This window comes from Klebsiella sp. P1CD1 (genome assembly GCF_003790505.1).
Taxonomy (GTDB): Bacteria; Pseudomonadota; Gammaproteobacteria; order Enterobacterales; family Enterobacteriaceae; genus Klebsiella; species Klebsiella variicola.
The window spans coordinates 3,365,918-3,389,655 of record NZ_CP033631.1; the positions used below are offsets into that span (position 1 = coordinate 3,365,918).

General features: G+C 55.0%; 25 protein-coding genes and 1 pseudogene. 14 read left to right on the forward strand and 12 right to left on the reverse strand.

Annotated features, from left to right (window positions below; all coding sequences use genetic code 11):
• The first annotated feature begins 113 nt into the window (after nt 1-113).
• From DTA24_RS16775 to DTA24_RS16785, 3 genes are read left to right on the forward strand one after another with little or no spacing between them, the layout of a single operon-like run.
• Nucleotides 114-530: an SAM-dependent methyltransferase gene (locus DTA24_RS16775; protein ID WP_072041157.1), complete on the forward strand. Its 417-nt coding sequence runs from the start codon at nt 114-116 to the stop codon at nt 528-530.
• Complete coding sequence (locus tag DTA24_RS16780) at nt 527-1,873, forward strand: ParA family protein (RefSeq protein WP_117120204.1); 1,347 nt, start codon at nt 527-529, stop codon at nt 1,871-1,873. The genes DTA24_RS16775 and DTA24_RS16780 overlap by 4 nt, the downstream gene beginning before the upstream one ends.
• Entirely contained in the window at nt 1,866-3,287 is a 1,422-nt protein-coding gene (locus DTA24_RS16785) for a hypothetical protein (RefSeq protein ID WP_117120203.1), read from the forward strand. The genes DTA24_RS16780 and DTA24_RS16785 overlap by 8 nt, the downstream gene beginning before the upstream one ends.
• A gap of 100 nt (nt 3,288-3,387) precedes the next feature.
• Here the strand turns inward: DTA24_RS16785 and DTA24_RS16790 are convergent, their stop codons facing one another.
• Nucleotides 3,388-3,921 (reverse strand): replication protein P, encoded by a 534-nt coding sequence (locus DTA24_RS16790; protein WP_117120202.1) that lies wholly within the window; start codon nt 3,919-3,921, stop codon nt 3,388-3,390.
• Nucleotides 3,839-4,940, reverse strand: a pseudogene (locus DTA24_RS16795) (tyrosine-type recombinase/integrase); the annotation flags it as partial. The gene DTA24_RS16790 and the pseudogene DTA24_RS16795, both read right to left, overlap by 83 nt.
• A 146-nt stretch (nt 4,941-5,086) precedes the next feature.
• On the opposite strand from DTA24_RS16795, the gene sapC reads away from it, so the two are divergent.
• From sapC to sapF, 3 genes are read left to right on the forward strand one after another with little or no spacing between them, the layout of a single operon-like run.
• A complete protein-coding gene (gene sapC, locus DTA24_RS16800) occupies nt 5,087-5,977 on the forward strand; it encodes a putrescine export ABC transporter permease SapC (protein ID WP_072126112.1) in 891 nt (296 codons plus the stop codon).
• Complete coding sequence (gene sapD, locus DTA24_RS16805) at nt 5,977-6,969, forward strand: putrescine export ABC transporter ATP-binding protein SapD (protein ID WP_008807804.1); 993 nt, start codon at nt 5,977-5,979, stop codon at nt 6,967-6,969. Before sapC ends, sapD begins: the two co-directional genes overlap by 1 nt.
• Nucleotide 6,970: 1 nt before the next feature.
• Entirely contained in the window at nt 6,971-7,780 is an 810-nt protein-coding gene (gene sapF / locus DTA24_RS16810) for a putrescine export ABC transporter ATP-binding protein SapF (RefSeq protein ID WP_004140269.1), read from the forward strand.
• Nucleotides 7,781-7,808: 28 nt separating this feature from the next.
• On the opposite strand, the gene DTA24_RS16815 is transcribed toward sapF, so the two are convergent.
• The 5 genes from DTA24_RS16815 to DTA24_RS16835 are packed head-to-tail and all read right to left on the reverse strand — an operon-like array spanning nt 7,809 to nt 12,418.
• Nucleotides 7,809-9,308 carry an HAL/PAL/TAL family ammonia-lyase gene (locus tag DTA24_RS16815; RefSeq protein ID WP_022065867.1) on the reverse strand — a complete coding sequence of 500 codons (1,500 nt, stop codon included), beginning with the start codon at nt 9,306-9,308 and terminating at the stop codon, nt 7,809-7,811.
• Entirely contained in the window at nt 9,305-10,099 is a 795-nt protein-coding gene (locus tag DTA24_RS16820) for an ABC transporter ATP-binding protein (protein ID WP_008807802.1), read from the reverse strand. The genes DTA24_RS16815 and DTA24_RS16820 overlap by 4 nt, the downstream gene beginning before the upstream one ends.
• A gap of 1 nt (nt 10,100) precedes the next feature.
• Nucleotides 10,101-10,832, reverse strand: coding sequence for an ABC transporter permease (locus tag DTA24_RS16825; RefSeq protein WP_012968438.1), 732 nt, complete (start codon nt 10,830-10,832; stop codon nt 10,101-10,103).
• A gap of 9 nt (nt 10,833-10,841) precedes the next feature.
• A complete protein-coding gene (locus tag DTA24_RS16830) occupies nt 10,842-11,561 on the reverse strand; it encodes an ABC transporter permease (RefSeq protein ID WP_082228044.1) in 720 nt (239 codons plus the stop codon).
• A gap of 11 nt (nt 11,562-11,572) precedes the next feature.
• Nucleotides 11,573-12,418, reverse strand: a complete 846-nt coding sequence (locus DTA24_RS16835) for a transporter substrate-binding domain-containing protein (RefSeq protein ID WP_110195091.1) — start codon at nt 12,416-12,418, stop codon at nt 11,573-11,575.
• A gap of 210 nt (nt 12,419-12,628) precedes the next feature.
• On the opposite strand from DTA24_RS16835, the gene DTA24_RS16840 reads away from it, so the two are divergent.
• From DTA24_RS16840 to osmB, 7 genes are all read left to right on the forward strand, one after another.
• Nucleotides 12,629-13,171 (forward strand): HutD family protein, encoded by a 543-nt coding sequence (locus DTA24_RS16840; RefSeq protein WP_012968439.1) that lies wholly within the window; start codon nt 12,629-12,631, stop codon nt 13,169-13,171.
• Nucleotides 13,172-13,370: 199 nt separating this feature from the next.
• Entirely contained in the window at nt 13,371-14,159 is a 789-nt protein-coding gene (fabI, locus tag DTA24_RS16845; RefSeq protein WP_008807797.1) for an enoyl-ACP reductase FabI, read from the forward strand.
• A gap of 190 nt (nt 14,160-14,349) precedes the next feature.
• Nucleotides 14,350-15,507 carry a carboxymuconolactone decarboxylase family protein gene (locus tag DTA24_RS16850; RefSeq protein WP_012542042.1) on the forward strand — a complete coding sequence of 386 codons (1,158 nt, stop codon included), beginning with the start codon at nt 14,350-14,352 and terminating at the stop codon, nt 15,505-15,507.
• An 81-nt stretch (nt 15,508-15,588) separates the two neighbouring features.
• Nucleotides 15,589-17,523, forward strand: coding sequence for an exoribonuclease II (locus DTA24_RS16855; protein ID WP_040975845.1), 1,935 nt, complete (start codon nt 15,589-15,591; stop codon nt 17,521-17,523).
• A 158-nt stretch (nt 17,524-17,681) separates the two neighbouring features.
• A complete protein-coding gene (locus DTA24_RS16860) occupies nt 17,682-17,861 on the forward strand; it encodes a hypothetical protein (RefSeq protein ID WP_012542045.1) in 180 nt (59 codons plus the stop codon).
• Between the two features lie 71 nt (nt 17,862-17,932).
• Entirely contained in the window at nt 17,933-18,682 is a 750-nt protein-coding gene (locus DTA24_RS16865; protein WP_008807793.1) for a DNA-binding transcriptional regulator YciT, read from the forward strand.
• A gap of 273 nt (nt 18,683-18,955) precedes the next feature.
• The gene (gene osmB / locus DTA24_RS16870; RefSeq protein WP_002901783.1) at nt 18,956-19,174 is read left to right on the forward strand and encodes an osmotically-inducible lipoprotein OsmB; all 219 of its coding nucleotides are present in this window, start codon (nt 18,956-18,958) and stop codon (nt 19,172-19,174) included.
• Between the two features lie 129 nt (nt 19,175-19,303).
• Here the strand turns inward: osmB and yciH are convergent, their stop codons facing one another.
• The 5 genes from yciH to pgpB all read right to left on the reverse strand — a co-directional run bounded on the left by yciH (nt 19,304) and on the right by pgpB (nt 22,947).
• Nucleotides 19,304-19,630 carry a stress response translation initiation inhibitor YciH gene (gene yciH, locus DTA24_RS16875; RefSeq protein ID WP_008807792.1) on the reverse strand — a complete coding sequence of 109 codons (327 nt, stop codon included), beginning with the start codon at nt 19,628-19,630 and terminating at the stop codon, nt 19,304-19,306.
• Nucleotides 19,630-20,367, reverse strand: a complete 738-nt coding sequence (pyrF, locus tag DTA24_RS16880) for an orotidine-5'-phosphate decarboxylase (RefSeq protein WP_022065864.1) — start codon at nt 20,365-20,367, stop codon at nt 19,630-19,632. Before pyrF ends, yciH begins: the two co-directional genes overlap by 1 nt.
• 191 nt (nt 20,368-20,558) lie before the next feature.
• Complete coding sequence (gene lapB / locus DTA24_RS16885) at nt 20,559-21,728, reverse strand: lipopolysaccharide assembly protein LapB (protein ID WP_008807790.1); 1,170 nt, start codon at nt 21,726-21,728, stop codon at nt 20,559-20,561.
• Between the two features lie 6 nt (nt 21,729-21,734).
• On the reverse strand, nt 21,735-22,043 hold the full coding sequence (locus tag DTA24_RS16890) for a LapA family protein (protein ID WP_012542047.1): 309 nt from the start codon (nt 22,041-22,043) through the stop codon (nt 21,735-21,737).
• 136 nt (nt 22,044-22,179) lie between these two features.
• Entirely contained in the window at nt 22,180-22,947 is a 768-nt protein-coding gene (pgpB, locus tag DTA24_RS16895; protein WP_008807789.1) for a phosphatidylglycerophosphatase B, read from the reverse strand.
• Between the two features lie 163 nt (nt 22,948-23,110).
• Here pgpB and ribA point away from each other — a divergent pair, with 163 nt between their 5' ends.
• Complete coding sequence (gene ribA, locus DTA24_RS16900) at nt 23,111-23,713, forward strand: GTP cyclohydrolase II (RefSeq protein ID WP_008807788.1); 603 nt, start codon at nt 23,111-23,113, stop codon at nt 23,711-23,713.
• The last annotated feature ends 25 nt before the right edge of the window (nt 23,714-23,738 follow it).

The following is a 23,738-nucleotide window of genomic DNA, read 5'->3' on the forward strand; positions in this document are numbered from 1 at the left end:
CTCTGAGGTGTCTGTTAAACCCGTGGTGATTCAGGGTGTTCAAGACTTTCTATATATAGTATTTTAATACAACATTTCGATCTAAAGTCAATTTCAACAATTAAGGTCAACAAATGAACGCTGATTTCGTTGATTCGCATGAAAGGCATTTAGAAGATGCCAACCAACTATTTACATCTGGGAGATACGCTAACGCAGACCAGTTGTATGGTTTTTCAGTAGAATGTGGTCTTAAATCTCTAATGTTAGCGTTTGGAATGCCTTTCAATAACGTGAAACAAATGCCTGCAAATCAATCGGATAGTGTTCACGCAGACAAAGTATGGGATAGGTTCGAAAGTTATCGCTCATCGCACTCAAGTGGTGCAAATTACCAACTGAGCGGAACTAATCCATTTAACGATTGGAGCGCGTCTCAACGTTATCATAACCAATCAAGCTTTGATGCTGTAAAAGTCTCCCCGCATCAGGCGGCGGCAGTACAAGTTAACCAGTTGATTAAAAATGCAAAATTAGCAGGCTTAGTATGATAACTTTCGATCAAATTTTACCTTTATCTGCCCAAGTTTTGTGTTCACATAGCAACTTTGTTCAAAGTTTGGATTGGTTAGTTTTGAATCGCGACTTGAATGGAAGAGTTCGTCTAGTTGCGCCTGAAAAAATCAAAGAAAGTCCCCAGGAGATTGAGCGTTTACATGCCCTTGAAAATGATTTATCGACTCATTTAGAAGGTCATTATCATAATGTTGCGACATTGTATGAGAATGATATAGAATTCGTTAAGAATGGTGCACAAGTAAGCAGAATCGATGGTTTTTCAAACGTTTTCCTTGCAGATCGATATGCCAATGAATCTTCTTGGGGAAACGTGTCACAACTAACAAAAAACTCCCCAAGAGTGGTTTTTTTCTCTATAAAGGGTGGCGTTGGGCGATCAACATCATTAGCTGCGGTATCGTGGCAACTCGCACAGCAAGGAAAAAAAGTTTTAGTTTTAGACCTTGATCTTGAGTCCCCAGGTTTGTCCACCGCTCTTTTACCGATTGATCGTCAACCAAAGTTTGGCATAACAGATTGGCTCATTGAAGACTTAGTTGACAATGGTGATCATATAATTGAATCCATGGTTTCAACCAGCTTACTTTCCCACGATGGTGAAATTTTTGTGGTTCCGGCTCATGGTGCTGAAGCTGGTGAATATGTATCCAAACTAGGCAGAGTATGGATGCCCAAAATAGATCAACATGGTCGAAAAGAAAAATGGTCTCAAAGACTAAATCGTCTTATAGATCAGCTTGAAAAAAACATTTCACCAGATGTAATTTTGATTGATTCACGTTCTGGAATTGATGAGATAGCATCATGCTGTGTTACAGATTTGGGAGCTAATCTAATATTATTATTCGCCTTGGATGGGCTGCAAACTTGGAATGGCTATAAAATATTATTCGAGCACTGGCTTAAAAATGAGGTTGCACAAGACATTAGAGAAAGATTACAAATTGTTGCCGCAATGGTACCTGAAACAGATAAAATAGATTATCTCATGTCTCTTCGTGAGAATTCATATAATCTTTTCGCAGATAATTTATACGATGAGATTGAAGCAGCCCCAAGCGGTACAGTCGGCCCGACAACTAATGGAATAATCAAATGGAAAGTTAATTCATTGGTCGAGGGATGGAATTTCGATAGTTCTGATGAAGGTGCGCCTCATAACCCGTGGGCAATTCAATGGCATCGTAGCTTCACAGGTTCTTTAACGCTCCATGGCAGACTAGCAACAATAGATGAAAACTCTATCAAATCAATTTTTGGACCTTTGATAGAAGGTATTGAGAGTATTTTCATCCCGGAGAAATCTGATGATTGATGTTCAAAAAATTAGGCAGGCGATATCCCTCGCGTCTCTAGAATCCAGTAGCTTTGGAAATGAACCTGATGCTGGCGATTTATATGTCCCTTTATCTCATGTTAAAGCATTGAAACTTGCTTCTCATATAGTTGTTGGTGGAAGGGGTGTTGGTAAGTCTTTTTGGACAGCAGTTCTTAAATCACATCATCTCCGAGCGACAATGCAGGAATATGTTCCTGAACTGCAGAACCTCGAAATTTTTGTTGGTTTCTCTAATGTTGATGATGTCAACAGCTATCCTAACGAAGATACTTTTCAACTTTTGCTTAAAGATAATTATGAGCCTTATGATATTTGGAGAACAGTTATCATTCGCTGGGTTGCCTCTAAATCCAGTATCGCGATCCCAAACGCTACATGGAAAGAAACAATCGATTGGTTCAAATCGGAGCCTGAAAAAGCTGCGAGACTAATGACCTCTGCGCGCAGTTGGGATGGGTTAATTATTTTTGATGCATTGGACAGAACAAGCAACGATTGGCAAAAAATGGATGAAATTGTACGCGGACTTTTGCGAACTGTTTTATGGTTAAAATCATATACAGGTTTAACTGCAAAAGTTTTCTTACGAGAAGATCAAGCTGCTAGAACAGTATTCAATTTCCCTGATGCATCTAAAATATTAGCGACTAAAGCAGAGTTGACATGGAGTAGGCATGATCTTCATGGTCTGCTTTGGCAAAGATTAATCAATGTAATTGATGGACAAGGTAACGTTTTAAGGGAAATCTGTCAAAACGTAACTTCTAAGCAACTAATCTCTGCCAATAATTCTTTTCAGTTACCAGAAGAAATGAAAAGAGAAACCGATGCGCAAAGAAAAGCATTCGAAAAATTAGCTGGCCCATGGATGGGGAAAGATAAAAGACGCGGTGTTCCTTACACTTGGTCCGTAAACCATTTATCAGATGGCCGCGGCCAAACCTCGCCAAGATCCTTTTTAGCAGCAATTAGTCAAGCGGCTCAAGACTCTACTTCTCGCTATCCTAATCATGAATTTGCTTTACATTATGAGAGCCTTAAGCGAGGTATCCAACAAGCATCCGAGATTCGTGTTACCGAGGTTGCAGAAGATTATCCTTGGGTTCCTGATATATTATCTACCTTAAAAGGACTTAATGTTCCTTGTGATAGTGATTCAGTTGAACAAAGATGGACAGCTCAGTTTCCATTAGGTCCACAGCAGGTTAATACCAATCGTTTACCTGCTCAACATGCAGAACGAGGTTGGTCAGGTATTCGAGAAGACCTTGAAAATCTAGGATTGATTGAAACCAAAAAAGATGGCCGAGTCGATATGCCTGATTTATATAGAGTTGGATTTGGATTGGGCAGAAAGGGTGGCGTTAAGCCTAAAAGTAGTAGAAATTAAGGCGTAAGCTAGGCATCTCCTTACATGTTATATGGGGTGGGTGTTTTACTCCACCCCATATATGAGTGGGTTCTCTTTTAGCCTTCTGCCTTAGGGGCGCTCAACCTTTCTCAACAGCTTTTGAACGTGCATACATTTCCTTAAGCAACTCAGCAGGTGTAGGCCCTTTTGGCGTCACTAGAGTTACCAACGCGCGCCGTACCGGTAGGATAGGCTCACCTTCCCGCACACGTTTTTCCCACATATCGCAAGCTTCACGCTCAAGCTCTTTGTGGCTCAACTGGCAATCTGTTCCACGGCGCCGCAGTTCGAGGCAAATATGGTAAAAAACTGGCTTCAGCCACGGATTCTGTTCGCTGCTCGGATATCGAAATACCAGCTTCCGCCATTTCCAGTATTCAGCCATCACCTCAGCGGTGGTGATCCCCAGCACACATCGCCCTTCCCTGCACCACTTGATGAACTGGCCAGGCGACGGCAGAAATGGACGCTCCTGACGGCGAACCACGCGCATGCCCGCGTCAATCTGCTCCATGGTGTTAATCCCGTTTTCCTTGAAGGCTAGCACCCACTGACGGCGGATTTCGTTCACGTCCTTCAGAAAGGCGTGTCGCCACTGTTCGCCTGAGGTCATGGAGAGACCAGGGTTTCATGCTTGTTTTAGCTTTAATCTGAGCAGAAAACAGAGCGACGTTTGGTTGTAGTGGCGGTCTGTCATCTTCTGGCCCCCTGTAACGTGACAGTGTCACAACGTGTGTTGAAACTGACGTTTCCTTCTCTGCTAACATCATTCTTACTACTGCCTCGGGAAGTGCCCTTCTGACCGATTTCCCGGTTTTATAATCGCTTGCCGGAATGGTCCACGTTTGCTCCTGGAAATCGAACCACTCCCATCTTGCTGTCCTGATCTCTGTACTCCGGCAGCCAGTCATGATGAGAAACTTCATTATCAGCTGTTGTCTGTCCTTCAATTCAGGAAGGATGTTCCAAACTGTTTTGATTTCCTCATCAATCAATCTGCGATCTTTTACGGATGCTGTGAGACCTACGTCAGAGCGTCTAAGGCTCTCAATTGGGTTCACATTAATTACCCCTCGATTGGAGCAGAAACGGAACGTACGCTGCATCAGCCCCAGCATCTGACCAGTGACAACTCTTCACCCCATGCCATCAAAAAGGTTAAGCCAGTGCGCTTTAGTGGTCTGATCAACAATCATGTTCCCCAGCACAGGCGCTATATGGTTACTGAAGTCGCCGGTTAACCTTGATTTTCACAAGACCTTCAGGGATGCAGTAATACTTTTCCCGGTAATCGAAAGCCTCTTTAGCGGTAAGTGCTTCGATTTTTTTCTGTTTCTCCAGAACTGTTTGCCGTCTCGGATCGAGTCCTTCTGTCAACCAGGCCCTGAACTGCTGTCTACATTCGCGAGCTTGAGATAAGAAGGTGGTTGGATAATCGCCAATCGTTAGCAGAGCGGCTTTCCCGTTCCATCTGTAGCGGTAAAAAAATGTTATACTGCCGGAAGTAGACAACCGGACATTCAGACCATAAGCGCCCGATATGACCTCGATCTGGTCTCTCTTTTTGCCAAGAGCTTTTCTTAATTTTGTGTCGGTAAGCAATATGTACACTCCGGAAGACGATATACACATCAGTGTACACATTTTACTTAAATTGATTACCTTCAAATCAATGCAGAACACACAAAATTAAAGCACTCCATGCTGGCAAAGTGTTGGTATTAGCGGGATTTTTGAAAAGACTTAAAGCATGACTAACAAACTTAAAACGGATTCATATGCCCTACGATAGCGTTTATCTGGAAAAGCGTCCGCCCGGCGCGCTGCGCACCGTATGGCGTAAATTCTATGGTGACACCACGGCGATGATCGGCCTGTACGGCTGCGCGGGCCTGTTGCTGCTCTGCGTCTTCGGCGGCTGGTTCGCCCCCTATGGTATCGATCAGCAGTTCCTTGGCTATCAGTTGTTGCCGCCGTCCTGGTCGCGCTATGGCGAAGTCTCCTTCTTCCTGGGGACCGATGACCTGGGCCGCGATGTGCTGAGCCGGCTGCTGAGCGGCGCGGCGCCAACCGTCGGTGGCGCTTTTGTCGTCACCCTCGGCGCGACGCTGTTTGGCCTGGTGCTGGGCGTGATTGCCGGGTCGACTCACGGCCTGCGCTCGGCAGTGATGAACCATATTCTCGATACCCTGCTCTCTATTCCCTCGCTGCTGCTGGCGATTATCGTCGTCGCCTTTGCCGGGCCGCACCTCAGCCATGCGATGTTCGCCGTCTGGCTGGCGCTGCTCCCGCGCATGGTGCGTTCCGTCTACAGCCTGGTCCACGACGAGCTGGAGAAAGAGTACATTATCGCCGCCCGCCTCGACGGAGCCTCGACGCTGAACATTCTGCTGTTCGCCATTCTGCCCAATATTGCCTCTGGCCTGGTGACCGAGATCACCCGCGCCCTGTCGATGGCTATTCTGGATATTGCCGCGCTGGGCTTTCTTGATCTCGGCGCCCAGCTGCCTTCGCCGGAATGGGGAGCCATGCTGGGCGATGCGCTGGAGCTTATCTATGTCGCACCGTGGACTGTGATGCTGCCCGGGGCGGCGATTATGCTCAGCGTACTGCTGGTCAACCTGCTGGGCGACGGTATTCGCCGGGCGATCATTGCCGGGGTAGAATAATGCCGTTACTCGATATTCGTCACTTAACTATCGAATTTAGAACCAACGAAGGTTGGGTGAAAGCCGTCGATCGCGTCAGTCTGACCCTGACTGAAGGCGAGATCCGCGGCCTGGTGGGCGAATCCGGTTCCGGGAAGAGCCTTATTGCCAAAGCTATCTGCGGGGTGACCAAAGACAACTGGCGGGTCACCGCCGACCGCATGCGTTTCGATGACATCGACCTGCTGCGACTGTCGAACCGCGAGCGGCGGAAACTGATCGGCCATAACGTGTCGATGATTTTTCAGGAGCCGCAGTCCTGTCTTGATCCCTCTGAGCGTATCGGCCAGCAGCTGATTCAGAGTATCCCCGGCTGGACCTACAAGGGGCGCTGGTGGCAACGGCTGGGCTGGCGTAAGCGCCGGGCCATCGAGCTGTTGCACCGCGTCGGCATTAAAGATCACAAAGATGCCATGCGCAGCTTCCCCTATCAGTTGACCGAGGGCGAGTGCCAGAAGGTGATGATTGCCATCGCCCTGGCCAACCAGCCGCGCCTACTGATCGCCGATGAACCGACCAACGCCATGGAGCCAACGACTCAGGCGCAGATTATCCGCCTGCTGACGCGGCTCAATCAGAACAACAACACCACCATTTTGCTGATCAGCCACGATCTGCAGATGCTCAGCAAATGGGCGGATAAAATCAACGTCATGTACTGCGGGCAGACGGTGGAGAGCGGGCCCAGCGAAGAGCTGGTCACCCTGCCGCATCACCCCTATACCCAGGCGTTAATCCGCGCGATCCCGGATTTTGGCAGCGCCATGCCGCATAAAAGCCGCCTCAACACCCTGCCAGGGGCGATCCCTCTGCTGGAGCAGCTGCCCATCGGCTGCCGTCTGGGGCCGCGCTGCCCTTACGCCCAGCGCGAGTGTATCGAAACGCCGCGTCTTACCGGGGCGCGCAACCATCTGTACGCCTGTCATTTCCCGCTGAACATGGAGAAAGAGTGAAATGGTCGAAACATTGCTGGAAGTTCGCCAACTCAGTAAGACCTTTCGCTACCGCACCGGCTGGTTTCACCGCCAGACGGTGGAGGCCGTCAAGCCGCTGAGTTTTACCCTGCGTGAACGCCAGACGCTGGCGATTATCGGCGAGAACGGCTCCGGGAAATCCACCCTCGCCAAGATGCTGGCGGGCATGGTGGAACCCACCAGCGGCGAGCTGTTGATCGACGACCATCCGCTGACTTTCGGGGACTACTCCTACCGCAGCCAGAAGATTCGTATGATCTTTCAGGATCCGTCGACCTCACTGAACCCGCGCCAGCGCATCTCGCAGATCCTCGATTTTCCACTGCGGCTGAATACCGACCTCGACGCCGAGGCGCGGCAAAAGCAGATTATCGACACGCTGCGCATGGTCGGTCTGCTGCCGGACCACGTCAGCTATTACCCCCATATGTTGGCGCCCGGGCAGAAGCAGCGTCTCGGCCTCGCCAGGGCGCTGATCCTGCGCCCGAAGGTCATCGTCTGCGATGAGGCGTTGGCCTCGCTGGATATGTCGATGCGCTCCCAGCTCATCAATCTGATGCTGGAGCTGCAGGAGAAACAGGGCATCTCCTATATCTATGTCACTCAGCACCTGGGAATGATGAAGCACATCAGCGATCAAGTGCTGGTGATGCATAACGGCGAAGTGGTCGAGCGCGGCAGCACTGCCGATGTGCTGGCCTCGCCGCTGCACGACCTGACCCGACGCCTGATCGCCGGCCACTTCGGTGAAGCTCTCACCGCCGACGCCTGGCGCAAAGACGGGAAATAGCCCCGTCTCACTTATCTCGCTGGTGACGTCATGCCGGCGCGTGGCCAGCGTTCCGCTTGAGGATAGCCACTGCGCTGGCGATGTCTGGCGCCAGCCAGCGATCCTCCTCCCAGCCAGGCACGCTTTGGCGCAGCAGATCGCGCGCCCGACGTGTACCCGCCGCCAGCGTCTGCGGCTCGTGAAAATCGAGCCCCTGGGCCGCGAGTAAATATTCGATACCCAGGATCTGATAGAGGTTGCCGAGCAGGCGCTGCAATTTCAGCGCAGCACTGGTACCCAGGCTTAAATGATCCTCCTGCAAAGCGGAGGTAACAAAATTATCCAGCACCGCCGGCTGCGCCAGCTGCTTATTTTCCGCGCACAGCGACGCGGCGACGTACTGGGCAATCATCATGCCTGAATTCACCCCGGGTCGGGCGACCAGAAACGCTGGCAAGCCGCTCACCAGAGGATTCACCAGCCGGTCAAGACGTCGTTCGGCGATAGCGCCCAGCTCAGCCATGGCAATAGCCAGCAAATCGCAGGCCATTGCCACCGATTCACCATGGGGATGCGCCTGGGACACCACCCGCCACTGCTCAAGGGTGCCCAGGATTAGGGGATTATCGGTACAGGCGTTAAGTTCGATATTTATCTGCGTCTGCGCATGGCTAAACTGATCGCGGCAGGCGCCATGCACCTGAGGCATCGAGCGGAGACTCAGCGCATCCTGGGTGCGAAGACCTTCGCTTTCGGCCAGCAGACGGCTGCCCGCCAGCAGCTCACGCAGCCGCTGGCCGCTGGTCTGGATCCCGGGACTGGCTTTCAGCGCCAGGATCTCGGCATCAAACGCCACAAGCTGGCCGCGCAGCGCTTCAAAGCTCATCGCCCCGGTCACATCGGCCCAGTTCATTAAGCGCTCGGCGTCGTCTAAGGCCAGGCAAGCCAGGCCGGTCATGCACGGCGTACCGTTGACCAGACTGAGCCCCTCTTTCGCTCCCGGCGCGATGGGCTGCAGATTCAGCTGCGACAGGACCTCTGCCGCAGACCACGTTCGCCCTTGCCATAGCACATCGCCGACTCCCATCAGGGCCAGGCCAATGTGCGCCATATGCGTTAAATAGCCAACCGACCCCTGAGAGGGCACCTGGGGGGTGACGCCATGCTGCAAAAACATCAGCAGTTGCTGCACTATCCCGGCGGAAATACCGGATTTACCGTGGCTGAAATTGGCCACCGCGGCGCACATAATGGCCCGGGTTGGGGCGACCTCCAGCAGCGGCCCCACCCCGCAGGCATGACTGAGCAGCGTATTGCGCGACAGCTGGTGTAACTGCGCTTCCGGCAGCGTAATGTTGCACAGCGCCCCCAGCCCGGTGTTGATCCCATAGGCCACCTGACCGGCGCTAACGATATGCTGGACAATCGCCCGCCCCTGCTCGATACGCGCCCAGGCGCTTTCGCTGAGGCTCAAGATCGCCTCGCCCCGGGCGACACAAGCCACCTCCTGCCAGCGTATCGGTGCATCGCCCCACTGGATCATATTCATACGACCTGTCCTGGCTGTTGATGGCTGGAGATAAATTGCTTAAAGCGCGCGGAACCCTGAGTGCCAAATAGCGCCTCAGGCGCACCGTCGCAGTCAATCGTCCCCTGGTGCATAAATACCACCCGGTTGGAGACATGGCGGGCGAATCCCAGTTCGTGGGTGACCACCAGCATCGTCCGCCCCTCTTCCGCCAGGCTGCGCATGACCTTTAACACCTCGCCGACCAGTTCGGGATCCAGCGCTGAGGTGGGTTCATCAAAGAGCATGACGTCTGGCTCCATCGCCAGCGCGCGGGCTATTGCCACGCGCTGCTGTTGGCCGCCGGAGAGCTGTGCCGGATAGAAATCCTTTCGGTTCAACATCCCCACCCGCTCCAGCAGTTGCTCAGCCTGTTCAATGCAGGTCCGTTTATCCCGTTTGAGCACATAATGCGGCCCCTCAATGACATTCTGCAGGACCGTCATATGCGACCACAGGTTAAAACTTTGAAAGACCATCCCCAGCCGCGAACGCAGGCGCTCTATCTGCCGGGGATTCGCCGCCAGCCGATGCCCGCGGGCATGGTGCTTCATTTCAATCGTCTCGCCACCGACGCTGACCACCCCGGCATCGGGCGTTTCCAGCAGATTAATGCAGCGCAGCAGCGTACTTTTACCGGAGCCGCTGGCGCCGAGGATCGAAATGACATCGCCCTGCCGGGCCTGGATGGTGATCCCCTTCAGGACATCCAGGGAGCCAAAGGACTTATGAATATCGCTGACCGATAAGGTCACCGGACGTGAATCGAGCATCTTACTCTCCTTTGGTTATCGGCTTGAGCGACACGGTCGCCGGGTTTTGCCGGGTATGCGGCGTTAATCGCCGTTCTAGCAGGGCGTACAGCTGCACAATGATGAAATTAAGCAGCAAATAGATGGCCGCCGCGCAGAGGAATACCTCCATCGTCCGGTAGGTACGCTGAATAATCTGTTGCGCCACCCCGGTGACGTCCCAGACGGTCACCAGGCTTGCCAGCGCCGTAGACTTGACCAGCAGAATAGCCTCCGTGGAGTAGGCTGGCAGTGCATAACGTAGCATCACCGGGGCAATGATCCGCCGCAACAACAGCCAGCGCGACATGCCGCAAGCCTGACCGGCTTCAATCTGACCCGGCGGTATCGCCAGCAACCCGCCGCGAAGAATTTCCGCGGTGTAGGCCGCTGTACAGAGCGCCAGCGCCAGAACGGCGCAGATAAAGGGTTCGCGCAGCAGCGGCCACAGGAAACTGTGACGGATCACCCCAAACTGACCCAGCCCGTAATAAATGAGAAACAGCTGGATCAGCAATGGCGAACCGCGAAAGATCAGGATATAGCCTTTGGCGAAACCGCTAGCCAGCGGCCAGTGGCTCATTCGCAGCGCTAAAACGCCGAGGGCCAGTACGCCGCCGAGGATAAAAGAGCAAATAAAGAGCCCCAGCGTCACCGGCAGCGCCGCGCCGAGCTTCAATAACGTCTCACCGAGGAAGGCAAAATCGATAAACATACGGGCTCCTTACGCCTGCGCGGCGCTGCGACGCAGCCAGGCGCGGTTGAGATGGCTCTCCGCCCGGGTAAACGCGCGGTTAGAGAGCAGCGTCAGGATCAGATAACAGCCGCCGCCGATCAGATAGAACAGGAAATAATCGCGGGTCGAGCCAGCGGCAATCTGGCTGGCGCGCATCAGCTCAACGATGCCGGTCACCGATACCAGCGCCGAATCTTTGAGGCTCATTTGCCACACGTTGGATAACCCAGGCAGCGAATAACGGACAATCTGCGGCAACAGAATGCGCTGCAGGATCCGCCAGCGCGGCATGCCGATAGCGGTAGCCGCCTCCACTTCACCGGGCATCAGCGCCAGGCGAGCAGCACGGTAGACTTCCGCCTGATACGAGGAGGAGATCAAACCAATCGCCAGGGCGCCAATCAGAAAGGGCGGAACCTCAATAAAACCGTCAGCGCCAAACAGTCGCCCCACCCATGAAATCATCCCTGAGCCGCCAAAATAGAACAGGTAGATCACCAGTAACTCAGGGATACCGCGGAATACTACCGACCAGGCGGCGCCAAACCAGCGCGCTGGCGCATGCCGGGACAGCTTTGCGGCGGCAATGACGCCGCCTACCCCGGCACCGACGGCCAGCGCGGCGAGCGACAGCAGCAACGTGGTCAGCGTGGCACTGAGGATCAGCGTCCCCCACCCGTTTTCACCAAAACTCAGAAGATTCAACATGAGAGCCTCACTCAGGGGGTAACGTCGCTTTTAAACCATTTCTCGCTCAGTTTTTTTACCGTCCCATCGGCCAGCGCCGCCTGAATGACGCTATCCAGTTTCGCTTTGAGATCGGGATCGGTGAGGCGCACGCCCATCGCCTCACCGCCTCCCCAGATCGGCCCGCTCATCAGCGGACCGCTCAATGCCAGATTGTTATTCTCCGGTCGCGACAGGGTGGTGTTGGCAAAGGTAATATCATCAAACACCGCATCGATGCGCTCAGCCTGCAGGTCGAGGATCGCATCCGCTGAGTTGTTATATTCCCTGATATCAGCGATATCCTTGAAATACTTATCAATAAACGGGGTGTACACGGTGCCGGAAGCGATGCCGATAGTTTTCCCTTTCAACGCCGCGCGCAGAGGCGCAATCGCCGCCTGAATCTCTTTCTCATCATCATGAAGCTTGACCGTCGGAGACGGAGGGAGCAGCGACCCTTTTACCGCAATGAAAGAGGCCGGCGTGGCAGCGTAGGCCTGGGTAAACGCCACGACCTTCGATCGCTCCGGGGTGACGACAATAGCGTCCATGATCACGTCATATTTTCCGGCGTTAAGTCCGGCAATCATGCCATCCCAGTTCTGTACCACCAGCTTGCATTCGATCTGCATCCGCTGGCATAAATTCGCCATGAGCTCAGGTTCGAAGCCGCTCAACTTCCCTCCGGGAAGCGTCAGGTTCCAGGGTTCATAGCCGCCTTCCGTAGCGATGGTGATTGATTTCCACTCTTTAGCGTATGTTGAGCCACCAGACAGCAGTAGCCCCGAAAACAGGGTGACCAGGCAGGCCTGGCGGAAAGTAATACGCTGTTGCATTTTCATTCTCCCGATCGCGTTTTGTCATGATGGCTCTGGTCACTGCGATAAGATAATTCGTAGATGACTGCTCATGTATATACAAGCATTGACAAACCCACACACGCGCTCGATGATGGATTTGTGAGCCCTGTTGTAAATAATTTGTAAGCATGTTGCGACACACTTGTAACAAAAACCATCCACCCTCTGAATTCCGCCGAGCAGACCATGATCTTTTTTTTTGATATCGCCACCTTACCCATCACGCCGTGGAAGAACGGTGCCGGTGCCACCCGGGAAATTATCGCCGTTCCTTCCACAGACGCCCCCTTTCTCTGGCGAGCCAGCATCGCCACTTTGCAGGCGGATGGTCCTTTTTCCCCCTTCCCCGGCGTCGATCGGGTGATCACCCTGCTGGCGGGACAACCACTACGACTGTGCGGCGGGGACATCGACCATCCGCTGACGCTCTGGCAGCCGTGGGCGTTCCCCGGCGAATGGGCGCTGTCCAGCGTCGGGATCGTTGAGCCAGGGCTGGACTTCAATATCATGACCCAGCGCGGACGTGCCTCGGCGAGAGTAAAGGTGATAAACGACCAGCAACGCCCTGCCACTGAGGGAGTCGCTTATGTTCTTCAGGGCGAGTGGGATCTGGCCGGGCAGCGAAGTGTGGCCGGCAGCGGTCTCTGCTGGCGCGGTGAATCCCCTGGCGAGCTGCACCCCCTCAGTGCCAACGGGTGTCTGCTGCTGGCGGAGATCGCGCTCAAATAATCATCAGAAGAGAGAGTATACTGGAGCTATCGCGATACGCTTTTGCTCCGCACGCCGCTGGCGCGGCTGAAAAATATCGTGACACAAGGGGTCGTCAGTGGGATATAATTCCCGGCTAAATTTGAGTTATTTTGAAATAACAATGTTAACGTTATGATTGTTAAAGTAAAAATAAGCAATAACGATAAGGATTAAAGCTATGGGTTTTCTTTCCGGTAAGCGCATTTTGATCACTGGCGTCGCCAGCAAACTGTCCATCGCCTACGGTATTGCGCAAGCAATGCACCGCGAAGGCGCGGAACTGGCATTCACCTATCAGAATGAAAAACTGAAAGGTCGCGTAGAAGAATTTGCTGCCGCGCTGGGTTCTGACATTGTGCTGCCGTGCGACGTTGCTGAAGATGAGAGCATCACCGCGCTGTTCACCGAGCTGGAAAAAGTCTGGCCGAAATTCGATGGTTTCGTCCACTCTATCGGTTTTGCCCCGGCTGACCAGTTAGACGGCGACTACGTTGACGTTGTCACCCGCGACGGTTTTAAAATCGCGCACGACATCAGCGCCTACAGCTTCGTGGCGATGGCCAAAGCCTGCCGCAGCATGCTGAACCCGGGCTCTGCTCTGCTGACGCTCTCCTACCTGGGCGCAGAGCGCGCGATCCCGAACTACAACGTAATGGGTCTGGCCAAAGCCTCTCTGGAAGCTAACGTCCGCTATATGGCTAACGCCATGGGTCCGGAAGGCGTTCGCGTTAACGCCATCTCTGCCGGTCCGATCCGTACGCTGGCTGCTTCTGGCATTAAAGATTTCCGTAAAATGCTGGCGCACTGCGAAGCGGTCACCCCGATCCGTCGCACCGTCACCATTGAAGATGTGGGCAACAGCGCAGCCTTCCTGTGCTCTAACCTGTCCGCGGGTATCTCCGGTGAAGTCGTTCACGTTGACGGCGGGTTCAATATCGCCGCCATGAACGAGCTGGAACTGAAGTAAGTTCTTTCCCTCCTCACCCCGGTGAGGAGGGTTCTTCCTTCCCCCCATCCCTTACGCTCCCCCTGTTATTCCAATCGGCTATTTGTTAGCACGTATCAATATTTTCTCCTGCTTCCGGGTTACGCCAGGATAGTTCTGCATAAACGATCCGCGGAACGGCGGTTCGCCACATACCGAACAAGGAAAGCCCATGGAGCCACGCCGCGTGAATGGCAAAAACCACTGGTATCACGAAACCCAGTCAACAATCTGCCCGGTGGATGTTCTACCGCTTGTCCCTGAAGCCGCCCATGTTGAAGACCGCTTTTTGCTGGACCTGACGCTGCCGGAAGCCTGGCTACACATCCACGCAGGCTGGCTGCACCCCGCTCGCCAGCTGGCAGAGCGGTTGTTTCCCGACCAGGTGGCGGTGAGTCGCCTGCAGACCTTTACCGCCTACGATCGCCTGAGCACCGCGCTGACTGTCGCCCAGGTTTATGGTGTCCAGCGGTTGTGTAACCACTATGCCGCCCGCCTGGCTCCCCTCCCTGGCCCTGACTCTTCGCGCGAGAGCAACCGTCGCCTGGCGCAGATCACTCAGTATGCTCGTCAGCTCGCCAGTTCGCCCTCCGTCATTAACGCCCTCTCGCGCAGCCAGCTGGACGAAGTGGGTTTAACCAGCCGGGATATTATCCTGATCAACCAGATTATCGGTTTCGTGGGCTTCCAGGCCCGGGCGATTGCCGTCCTGCAGGCGGCGCTGGGCTATCCGGTGCGCTGGATCCCCGGCATGCCTCAGCAAGAGGAGGCCCCTGCCGAACTGTTCACCGCGCCACCAGGAGAGTGGCAGAGCGACCTTGAGGATCCCGATCTGCAGTATGCCGATGATGAGCGCCAGCGGCGCATCGCCGGCTGGCAGTCGCTGCCCGGTCTGGGTGAGCTGGCCCCACTGCTGGCCTGCGACCCACCGTTGTTCACGCCTCTGGAGACCTTGATCCGCCAGCTCAGCACGGATGATACCTTTGGCCCGCAGGTCGCCTTACTCGCGGCGCGCACCAATGGCAGCCCCACCTGTTTTGACGCCTGGCTCCCCCACTGGCAGGGTGAAGAGGAGTTCGCCAGCCATCTGCGGGAGGGCGACCAGGCCCTCCATCACTGGCTCCAGCAGCATCCTCAGTCCCGGTCTCTCGTGACCGCGGTGCAGCTGTTAACCCGCTCGCCGGACCGGTTTAGCGCCGCCCAGTTAACGCCCCTCGCGGAATATGGACTCTCTGCGGAACAAGCGATCGATCTGTTGACCTGGAGCGGGCTGTGCGGATGGATGAATCGTCTGAAAATCGCCCTCGGCAATGTGCGTCAGCAGACGTAAATTGCTGAAACAGCGCTTGCTGCGGCAGGCATATTCGCGTAAAAATGTCAGCCGCTCTTTTAGCCACGAAAATACCTAATTATGTTTCAGGATAACCCGCTGCTAGCGCAGCTTAAACAGCAACTGCATTCCCAGACGCCGCGCGCGGAAGGGGTCGTTAAGGGCACGGAAAAGGGCTTTGGCTTCCTCGAAGTGGACGCTCAGAAGAGCTACTTCATTCCGCCGCCGCAGATGAAAAAAGTGATGCATGGCGACCGTATCGTCGCGGTGATCCATTCTGAAAAAGATCGCGAAAGCGCCGAACCAGAAACCCTGGTTGAGCCGTTCCTGACCCGTTTCGTCGGTAAAGTCCAGAAGAAAGACGATCGCCTCGCTATCGTTCCTGACCACCCGCTGCTGAAAGATGCCATTCCCTGCCGCGCCGCCCGTGGCGTTGAGCATGATTTCAAACAGGGTGACTGGGCCGTCGCCGAGATGCGCCGTCATCCGTTAAAAGGCGACCGCGGGTTTTACGCGGAGCTGACCCAGTTCATCACCTTCAGCGACGATCACTTCGTCCCCTGGTGGGTAACCCTGGCGCGCCATAACCTCGAAAAAGAAGCGCCGGACGGCGTGGCCACGGAAATGCTCGATGAAGGGCTGACGCGCCGCGATTTAACCGCTCTCGACTTCGTCACTATCGACAGCGCCAGCACCGAAGATATGGACGATGCGTTGTACGTCGAATCCACTGCTGATGGCAAACTGCTGCTGACGGTCGCCATTGCTGACCCGACCGCCTGGATTGCCGAAGGTAGCAAGCTGGATAAGGCCGCAAAAGTGCGCGCCTTTACCAACTATCTGCCGGGCTTCAATATTCCGATGCTGCCCCGCGAGCTGTCAGACGACCTGTGCTCCCTGCGCGCTAACGAAGTGCGCCCGGTGCTGGCCTGCCAGATGACTCTGGCGGCCGATGGCACCATCGAAGACAACATCGAGTTCTTTGCCGCCACCATCGAGTCGAAAGCCAAGCTGGCCTATGACGATGTCTCTGACTGGCTGGAAGGCCGCGGCAGCTGGCAGCCGGGCAGCGACGCGATCGCGCAGCAAATTACACTGTTGAAGGACGTGTGCCAGCGTCGTAGCGAATGGCGTCAGACCCATGCGCTGGTGTTCAAAGACCGTCCGGACTACCGTTTCGTTCTTGGCGAAAAAGGCGAAGTGCTGGATATCGTCGCGGAACCACGTCGCATTGCCAACCGTATTGTCGAAGAGTCGATGATCGCCGCCAACATCTGTGCCGCCCGCGTTCTGCGCGACAAGCTCGGCTTCGGCGTTTATAACGTCCATACCGGCTTCGACCCGGCGAATACCGAACAGCTGGCGGCGCTGCTGAAAACCCACGACGTGCACGTCGACCCGACGGAGGTGCTGACGCTGGAAGGGTTCTGCAAGCTACGCCGGGAACTGGACGCCCAGCCGACCGGATTCCTCGACAGCCGCATCCGCCGCTTCCAGTCGTTTGCGGAAATCAGCACCGAGCCGGGCCCGCACTTTGGCCTCGGCCTTGAGGCCTATGCCACCTGGACCTCGCCGATCCGTAAATATGGCGACATGATCAACCACCGTCTGCTGAAGGCCATCATCAAAGGCGAGACCATTGCGCGCCCGCAGGATGATGCCACCGTACAGATGGCGGAGCGCCGTCGTCTTAACCGGATGGCAGAGCGCGACGTCGCCGACTGGCTGTATGCCCGTTTCCTCAACGATAAAGCCGGGACCGATACCCGCTTTGCGGCGGAGATCATCGACATCAGCCGCGGCGGGATGCGCGTGCGCCTGGTGGACAATGGCGCGGTCGCCTTTATTCCGGCCCCCTTCCTCCACGCCGTTCGCGACGAACTGGTGTGCAGCCAGGAGAACGGCACCGTGCAGATCAAGGGTGAGGTGGTCTACAAAGTGACTGACGTTATCGATGTCACCATCGCCGAAGTCCGCATGGAAACCCGCAGCATTATTGCGCGTCCGGCAGTCTGACGCCTCTTCACAGCGGTTCCTCCGGGAACCGCTGCTTCTTTCCTCTCCATCCTGCTATTTCCGTCGCACCGATTAAGGTTGTGCGTTTTTTTCGCTTCTCTTTTTCATCCATTTTTAGCATCATTGATTTCATTCGTTTTTGTTACCAGGATAATGCCATGTCAGATGTGAATGCCCACCTGCTCGCCCAACGTATCGATACCGTGCTGGATATTCTGGTTGCCGGTGATTACCACTCTGCGATCCATAATCTGGAAATCCTCAAAGCGGAGCTGCTGGCACTGGCAGCGGACGACGCTGAGCAAAAAAACCAGCCCAAGGCTCCCTGGGAAATCTGATTATCGCCCATGCCGCAACCGGTGACTCATACCGGTTGCTCGCCATATAGCCCCCTAACAGTGATGTTGCTATGAACGCCCGACAACAAAGTATTTTGCAAGTGGTCATTGATAAAGGCCGGATGAGCGTCGCCGATCTGGCGAAGATGACCGGTGTCTCAGAGGTCACCATTCGCCAGGATCTGAATCTGCTGGAAAAGCAGAGCTATTTGCGCCGCACCCATGGCTATGCAGTCCCACTGGACAGTGAAGATGTTGAAACCCGCATGATGACCCATTTCGCCATTAAACGTGAACTGGCCAGCCGGGCGGCGGCGCTGGTGAGCGCCGGCGAAACGGTATTCATCGAAAACGGCAGCAGCAACGCCCTGCTGGCGCGCACCCTCGCCGAACGCGGCGATATCACCATCATAACCGTCAGCAGCTATATCGCCCATCTGCTGAAAGAGACGCCGGGAGAGGTGATCCTGCTGGGCGGGATTTACCAGAAACGCAGTGAAAGCATGGTGGGCCCGCTGACCCGCCAGTTCATCCAGCAGGTGCATTTCAGCAAAGCCTTCATCGGGATCGATGGCTGGCAGGCAGAAACCGGCTTTACCGGTCGCGATATGATGCGTGCGGATGTGGTTAACGCCGTGCTGGAAAAGCACTGTGAAGCGATTATTCTCAGCGACAGCTCGAAATTCAGCGCGGTTCATCCCTATCCCCTCGGTCCCGCCGGGCGCTTTAACCGCGTTATTACCGACGATCGCCTGCCGGCCGCCTGCCGCGACCAGTTACTGCACAGCGGCCTGACCGTCGATATCGTGCCATACGTCTGATCTTTACCCGCCCCGAGCCATGCCAATGCGCCATTCGGGGCGATATTACGCTCTGAGAGTATTCCGAGCCGCTAATTAAGATTTTTTACCTGACGATACATTTAAAAAAAAGTAAAATTATTATTAGCGATATAACAGGAAGTGACTATCACCTGCGTGATTTTCGTGACACCTGCGCACCCTAACTTCATGGAATTGCCCTAAAGCTGCTATTTCAGGCTATGCTTAAAGGAGCGTAGTATCCATGAATAGATTATTCAGGAGAAAAAAATGATGACTTCAACGAGCAAAAAAATGGCTGCCGTCGTTCTGGCTGTCACTGTAGCAATGTCTCTGAGCGCTTGTTCTAACATGTCTAAACGTGACCGTAACACCGCTATCGGTGCTGGCGCCGGCGCCATCGGTGGTGCGGTGTTAACTGACGGTAGCGCACTCGGAACCCTGGGTGGCGCGGCGGTCGGTGGTATTATTGGTCACCAGGTTGGCAAATAATATAATTACCTGACGAAATAAAAGAATAATTCACACGAATTGACTTACGCACGTTAAATCATTCAAGGCCGCGGCATTCACCGCGGCCTTGTTATTTCAGCATTACTTTAATTATTGCCGAAATAGCACTCAGCCACCGGCTAACTTAACCTTCATTCCTTTCGCCTCGAGCAGCGATTTGAGCAAATCCCGTTTGTCACCCTGGATCTCGATCACACCATCTTTCACCGCGCCGCCGCAACCACATTTCTTTTTCAGCTCTGCAGCCAGGGCGTTCAGCGCGGCATCGTCAGCATCGATGCCGCTAATCAGGCACACGCCTTTGCCCTTGCGACCGCTGGTCTGGCGCTGAATACGGACAATACCATCGCCTTTAGGCCGCACCGGCGCCGGTTTCGCTTCGTCGATACGCCCGGTTTCCGTGGAGTAGACCAGGCGGCTATTGGAATCGCTCATTATGCCTCCTTTGACAACGAGACGTTGATTGCCCGCAGCGTTGCGGCAGGATCGGCCGACTGAGTGACCGGGCGACCAATAACCATATAATCCACCCCCGCCGCCTGGGCCTGCTCGGGGGTCATAATCCGCCGCTGATCCCCAGCCTCGCTCCCCTGCGGACGGATCCCCGGGGTCACCAGCTTAAACGCCTGCCCCAGCTCCTGTTTGAAGCGCACCGCCTCCTGAGCTGAGCACACGACCCCGTCAAGACCACAGCGTTGGGTCAGCGCTGCCAGCTTCGCCGCGTAATCAGCCGGGGATAAGGTAATGCCCAGATCCTGCAGGTCGCTGGCCTCCATGCTGGTGAGTACGGTGACAGCGATCAGCAGCGGAGCCTCTTTACCAAACGGCAGCAGCGCTTCACGCGCGGCGGTCATCATCCGCGCGCCGCCGGAGGCATGGACATTCACCATCCATACGCCGAGTTCGGCCGCCGCCGCCACCGCGCGGGCCGTGGTATTGGGGATATCGTGAAACTTAAGGTCAAGGAACACCTCAAACCCGCGCTGGTGCAGATCGCGAACAAACTGCGGGCCCAACAGGGTGAACATCTCTTTGCCCACCTTCAGGCGGCAGTCTCGCGGGTCGATGCGGTCGACAAATGCCAGCGCTTTATCGCGATTATCATAGTCGAGCGCAACCACAACGGGAGAGGATGTGACAGCGCGGGAAGATGTGATAGCTGTAGACGTCATGACCAGACCTTAGTGTTGATGGGCGCCAGGGCGGCGCAAAAAAGGTAAACGGGCAGCATTCTACCTGTGATGCTAACAAAATAACAGGCTGCTGTAGTAGCGCTGGCCGGACGATGGCGCTGCCGGGGCCGCGCCTGGAGAGGAGAAAAACGATGAGTATGTTGTAACTAATGGAGGGATTTTTTTTGACTTTATTGGCCGTCGAGACCGCGAATGGGTTTGATGGTGGCCCACGAGCGGCAGGATGGGCAGTGCCAGTAGAGCGTATGAGCAGTAAAGCCGCATTTCTGGCAGCGATAGCGCGGTTTGCTGCGCACCTGCTCGCCGACCATGTTTCTTAGCACCCCGAGGCTTTCTTTAGCGCGCCCTTCTTCCGCTTCGTTGAGATGGTAGTCCATCAGCTTATGGAAGACGCGCATGGTCGGGTGACGTTCCAGCTGCCGGGTAACGTAGTTTTGCGCGGCTTCGACCCCTTCCCGTTGCTCGAGGATCTGCGCCAGCATCAGTTCAGCGGTGGCCCCGGTGTTCTCATCCACACAACGGCGCAGGAAAACCTCCCACTCTTCGGCTTTACCCAGTTGCTGGTAGCAGGTCTGCAGCATCTCCAGCGTCTCACCGACCAGCTCTTTATCCTGATCGATAACCCGCTCAAGGCTCTCTACCGCTTTGGCGTAATCACCCTTTTCCATCCACACCCGGCCCATCATTATTGAGACCCGGGCGCTGTTGCGGTCTGCGGCGGCGCCTTTCTTCAGCAGCGCCATCGCTTTATCCAGATCGTTGGCCGCCATCTGCTGCAGGGCCAGCTCACACCAGAAATTGGCGATTTCGCCACGATGTTTCTCTTTACCCAGCTTCACCAGCCGTTCAGCGACTTCGATCGCTGACTGCCAGTCGCTGGTCGCCTGGTAGATCTGCAGCAGCTGCTGCAGAGCGCTCAGGCGGAAATCGGTCTCATCCACCAGCTGTTTGAACATATCTTCCGCACGATCGTACAACCCGGCGGCCATATAGTCGCGCCCCAGCTGCTGGACGGCCAGCAGGCGCTGATCGTAGGTTAACGATGCGCTTTCCATCAGGCTCTGATGAATACGGATCGCGCGGTCAACCTCGCCGCGCGAGCGGAACAGGTTACCGAGCGTCAGGTGGGCCTCAACGGTGCCGGTATCCTCTTTCAACATATCAAGGAACAGATCGACGGCTTTATCCTGCTGGTTGCTGAGCAGGAAGTTAACCCCCGCCACGTAATCCCGTGACAGGCGGTTCGCATCGTCCTGTTTGGACTGTTGTGCACTTCTGCGCCCCATGTACCAGCCGTAGGCGGCGGCAACGGGTAAAAGCAGAAACAACAACTCCAGCATAAGAGGTTATTCCTTCACGGCAGGCACGCCTGCGTCGACAGCGACCGGGCTGACGGGGGCAATCTGGTGCTCAAGGCGCTTAATTTTTCGCTCCGCGCGCGCCAGCGAGACACGCACCCGCAGCCAGAACAAGCCGCAGATCAGCCAGCCAATGGCAAAGCCTGCGGCGAACAGCACCGCCAGCAGTGTCGAAATGCGGAATTCACCCTGCGCGAGTAAATAGTTGAACGTGACCTGTTGGTCATTCTGCGCCCCCAGCGTCACTGAAATGACGAAGATTGCTAGCACCAGTAAGAAAATGAGTAAATATTTCACATGACTTCCCGTTATGTGGGTTGCGCGAAAAAAAGCCCGCTTTCAGCCCTATAAAGTATCATTTTCGCCGCAGCGGTGGAATGAAAAAGCATGGCAACTGTACAGGATATGCGGTCGGATGCCGCTAAAATCAACATTATTCTGCTTCGGGCATCCGTTTTTTAATATCCTGCGCCTCTTCTCCCGGCGGCGAGAGCGGCCCGCACAGGCGCTGCGTCAACCAGCAGGCCACCGTGACCAACAGCCAGGAGATCAGCGTGGCGACAATGAGATCCAGCGGCCAGTGCATGCCCAGCGCCAGGCGACTGCCCATCACCGCCGTCGCCCATACCAGCAGCACGGCGACCGTGCCCCAACGCCGACGCGGCCACAGCAGCCCGGCGGCCAGCAGCGCCCAGCTGGCGGCGAACATCGTGTGACCCGACGGGAAAGCAAAGCCTGTCTCTTTCTGCCAGTGCTTGCGTAAAAACGGCGGAATGTCCTGCGCCTGCGCCAGCTGGGCATGCACCAGTTTAGCGCGTTCTTTACGCTTCAACGCATAGAATTGCGTCACCGGCACCTGTCTTGAGTTTTCCAGCCAGATGACAAAGGGTCTCGGCTCCTGAACCCGCGCTTTGACCCAGGATTTAACCCCCTGTCCCACCAGGATGGCGGCGGCAAGAATCAGGAACAGGATCAGTGCCGCGCGCAGCCGGTAGCGAAGACACCAGAGAAACCAGCCGCACAGTGCAACATGCGTGATAATTCCCCACGGCTGCGTCACCGTTTCCGTCACCCACCAGAGGGTTTTCAACATAGCAACCGGCAGTCCTGGCTGCCACAGCCAACCAGACAGCCAGACCGTAACAGGCATAACAAGCAGCAGCGCCGCCGCGAGAGCGGTTCGTCGGGCAATCAACAGCATTTTCTCTCCTTCTCCTTGTAGATGAACATCATAGCGGAAAGTAGTTCGTTTGTGCGCTTTCCACGCGGCTAACCGTTCGCGATTAGGAGAACGTCCCGGCCTTGTGGCAAAATAGCGGCAAACAGAAAGCACATTCAGGTGCTGACAGAATCTGGAGAATCACATGCAGCTTAAACGTGTGGCAGAAGCCAAACTGCCAACCCCATGGGGCGATTTCCTGATGGTGGGTTTTGAAGAACTGGCAACCGGACAAGATCATGTCGCGCTGGTGTATGGCGATATCTCGGGGCAGTCGCCGGTCCTGGCCCGCGTCCATTCAGAGTGTTTGACGGGCGATGCCCTGTTTAGCCTGCGCTGTGATTGCGGCTTTCAGCTGGAAGCGGCCCTGTCGCATATCGCCGAAGAAGGTCGGGGGATCCTGCTCTATCACCGCCAGGAAGGACGCAACATTGGTTTATTGAATAAAATCCGCGCCTACGCGCTGCAGGATCAGGGCTACGACACCGTTGAGGCGAACCATCAGCTGGGCTTCGCCGCCGATGAGCGCGACTTCACCCTGTGCGCCGATATGTTCAAACTGCTCAACGTTGAGCAGGTTCGGTTATTAACCAATAACCCGAAAAAAGTGGAAATTCTTACCGAAGCCGGGATCAACATTGTGGAGCGGGTACCGTTGATCGTCGGGCGTAACCCGAAAAATGCTCACTACCTGGATACTAAAGCCGCCAAAATGGGCCATTTGCTGAACAGCAAGCCGGCGGAATAAACCGATTGAATAAAAGAGAAAGGGC